The sequence below is a fragment of the Spirillospora sp. NPDC049652 genome (assembly GCF_040675125.1).
Taxonomy (GTDB): Bacteria; Actinomycetota; Actinomycetes; order Streptosporangiales; family Streptosporangiaceae; genus Spirillospora.
Window position 1 is genome coordinate 1 of the sequence record NZ_JBFAOF010001223.1, and the last position, 1,819, is coordinate 1,819.

Genomic DNA, 1,819 nt, shown 5'->3' on the forward strand with positions numbered 1-1,819 from the left:
GCCGCTGAGCGGTTCGCCCAAGGGCCGCGCCTGCACGACGCCGCGCCGCAGCCATTGAGCCCGGCCGATCTCGAACGGGCCGCCGCCGACGTCCGGGGTGGCCTTGCGGCCGAGCCGGATGTAGGCGGGTCCGGGCAGTTCCGCGCTCTGCCGGACGGCCGCCTCCGCCTGGTCCGCATCGGCCGGGACGACCACCGTGAGGCCGGGCAGCGCCCGCATGACGGCCAGGTCCTCCAGCGCGTGGTGGGTCGGGCCGAGGTGCCCGGCGGACAGCCCGCCGTGCGTGGCGACGATCCGGACGGGCAGCGCGTTGTAGACGATGTCGATCTTGATGGCCTCCAGCGCCCGCGTCGCGGCGAAGGTGGCCATGGTCGTGACGAACGGGATCCTGCCACTCGCGGCCAGGCCCGCGGCCGTGCCCATCAGGCTCTGCTCGGCGATGCCGAGGTTCAGGTAGCGGCCGGGGACGGCGGCGAAGGCGTCCCGGTCGAACAGTCCGGTGTCGCTGTCGAGGCAGTACAGCCGCTCGTCGGCGAGCATCAGCTCGGGCAGGACGGCGCTGTAGGCCTCGCGCGCCGAACGCGGCCTCGACACGGCTTCCTGCGCGTCGGTCTTCTGCGGCGCGGCTTCCTGCGGCTCGGTTTCCTGCGCGGTCATGTGGCCGCCCTCTTGTGCCGGGCGCGCAGCACGGCCAAGGCGCGCTCGGCCTGCCGTCCCTTGAGCGTCGCGTAGTGGGAGTGGGGCCGTCCTTCCACCGACGGCAGTCCGCGTCCCTTGACGGTGTGCGCGATGACCACCGTCGGACGGTCCGCCTCGCCGGGCGCGAGCGCCGTGCGGAGCGCGTCGAAGTCGTGGCCGTCGGCCTCGCGGACCGTCCAGCCGAAGCCGCGCCACCGGTCCGCCAGCGGTTCGAGCGCGACCGTGTCCTCGGTGGCGCCGGTGAGCTGCAGCCGGTTGCGGTCGATGACGGCCGTCAGGTTTCCCAGCCCGAGGGACGCGGACGTCATGGCCGCCTCCCACACCGACCCTTCCTGCAACTCGCCGTCGCCCATGACCGCGAAGCAGCGCCGGTCCGGTTCGGCGAGGGCGAAGCCGTTGGCGAGCGCGAGGCCGTGGCCCAGCGAGCCGGTCGGCATCTCCACCCCGGGCACCGCACGGACCGGATGCCCCATCAGGCGGCTGCCCGGCCGCGCGTACTCGGCGAGCTCCTCCACAGGGAAGAAGCCGCGCTCCGCGAGGACCGCATAGAGGCAGATGGCGCCGTGCCCCTTGCTGAGGACGAGCACGTCGCGGTCCGGCGCGCCGGGACGCTCCGGGTCGACCCGCAGTATCTCGAAGTAGAGGACGGTGAGGATCTCCACCAGTGACATCGACCCGCCGAGGTGACCGCCCTCCGGCCCCGCGCACATGCCGACGATGTGTTCCCGCACCCGGTGGGCCGTGGCCTTCAGGCCGGCGGCCCGCAGCCCGCTCACGTCCGGGTCCGTCGCGGCCAGGTCCGTCATCGCCGGCTCGGAAGGGTGGCGAGGACGAAGTGGCCCGGCAGGTGCACGGCGAGCCCCTCGCGGATCTCGGCGACCAGCTCGTCCCCGGCCAGCCGGATCGTGGAGGAGCGGCGGTCCAGCAGCGTCGCGGCCGCGGTGAAGTCGCCGACCAGCGCGGTGCCCGGCGGCACCATGCGGGTCCGGCTGACCTTGACGCCCTGCACGGCCAGCCGCTCCAGGAACGCGCCGTCCTCCACCAGCGGCCACCAGTCGTCGGGGTGCATGACGATCCCGTCGGCCGACCCGCCGTACCACTCGCACAGCGCGGCCGTGGC

The 1,819-nt window shown here is 74.1% G+C and carries 2 protein-coding genes and 1 pseudogene; all 3 read right to left on the reverse strand.

The genetic code is table 11. The features are described 5' to 3' along the window. Positions 1–657: transketolase family protein (locus AB0J52_RS38770; RefSeq protein ID WP_500188040.1), on the reverse strand; the 657-nt coding region annotated here is incomplete at its 3' end. Beyond that, positions 654–1,505: a transketolase gene (locus tag AB0J52_RS38775; protein ID WP_500188041.1), complete on the reverse strand. Its 852-nt coding sequence runs from the start codon at positions 1,503–1,505 to the stop codon at positions 654–656. The genes AB0J52_RS38775 and AB0J52_RS38770, both read right to left, overlap by 4 nt. Further along, positions 1,502–1,819, reverse strand: a pseudogene (locus AB0J52_RS38780) (family 3 encapsulin nanocompartment shell protein); the annotation flags it as partial. The gene AB0J52_RS38775 and the pseudogene AB0J52_RS38780, both read right to left, overlap by 4 nt.

Excerpts from the sequence above, each read along its gene's own strand:
- AB0J52_RS38775 (WP_500188041.1), bottom strand. The coding sequence starts at position 1,505 with ATGACGGACCTGGCCGCGACGGACCCGGACGTGAGCGGGCTGCGGGCC.